2 protein-coding genes are annotated in these 1165 nt (G+C 47.6%); both read right to left on the bottom strand.

The genetic code is table 11. The features are described from left to right. A partial coding sequence (locus STRDD11_RS13085) for a dihydrodipicolinate synthase family protein (RefSeq protein WP_164828509.1) occupies nt 1–491 on the bottom strand: 491 nt, incomplete at its 3' end. An 82-nt stretch (nt 492–573) separates the two neighbouring features. After that, on the bottom strand, nt 574–1165 hold a 592-nt coding region (locus tag STRDD11_RS13090; protein WP_128837666.1), incomplete at its 5' end, for an aspartate-semialdehyde dehydrogenase.

Below are 1165 nucleotides of genomic sequence, written 5' to 3' on the forward strand. Positions count from 1 at the left end.
ATATTAGGATGCTCCGCCAGCCGCAGCATGGTTTCAGGCGTCATCTCGACCACAACCCGCCCTGGGATATTGTAGATAATGATGGGCAGGTTGGAAGCATCCGCAATCGCTTTAAAGTGCTGGTACATTCCTTCCTGAGAAGGTTTGTTGTAGTAAGGAACGATGGCCAGACCGGCCGCAAAACCGCCGAATTCATCAACTTCTTTGACAAATTCAATTGAGTCGCGCGTTTCATTGGTACCGACTCCAGCAATCAAGGGAACCCGGCCATTGACAACTTTTTGAACAGCCGCAAATAATTCCAGCTCTTCATCGTGAGTCAGAGTCGGACTCTCTGCTGTCGTACCGGCCAGCAAGATGCCATCCGTATGGTGAGCCAAAAGATGCTCAATCAAATCCGGGATAGCTTCAAAATTAATCGAACCATCTTCATGAAATGGAGTAATGAAAGCCGTGATGATTTTACAGTTTTTCAAGTCGTTATAGGCCATAGGCGCACCTTTCTTTGTATGAAAAGAGGGGCGAAAAATCTACTCTTTCTCCCCTAAGTTATCGTGAACAGTAGTTAGACTGTTATTTCAGCTCGTAAACAAGTTCTTCTGCCGGACGGACCAAACCGCGCTCATGAAGAGTTTCTGCGATTTGGACAGAATTCCAGGCAGCTCCTTTGAGCAGATTGTCAGACACGATCCACATATGAATGCCGTTTTCAACATTCAGATCCTTGCGTATCCGGCCGACAAAAGTTTCTTTTCTGCCGACGGCATTGACGGCCTGCGGATAGACTTGATGGGCAGTATCGTCTTCTAAAACAGCGCCCGGAAAGGCTGCAATAGCTGCTTTGACCTCCTCAATCGGTGCGTTTTCCTTGGTTTCGATATAAACAGACTCAGAGTGAGCTGACAGAACTGGGATGCGGACGCAAGTCGCAGAAACCTTGACAGAGTCATCTTCCAGAATCTTCTTGGTTTCTTTGGTCATTTTCATCTCTTCGTATGTATAGTCATTGTCCGTAAAAACATCAATTTGCGGCAGAGCATTGAAGGCAATCGGATAATGCTTCTTGTCGCCGCCAGAAGGCAAGATGGCCGCAGTCACATCCTTGGGATCCACACCGTTGTTGAGTACTTGGCGCAGCTGATCCTGCGTTTCCAAAATGGCCCCC

Source organism: Streptococcus sp. DD11 (assembly GCF_001578865.1).
GTDB classification, from domain to species: Bacteria; Bacillota; Bacilli; order Lactobacillales; family Streptococcaceae; genus Streptococcus; species Streptococcus panodentis.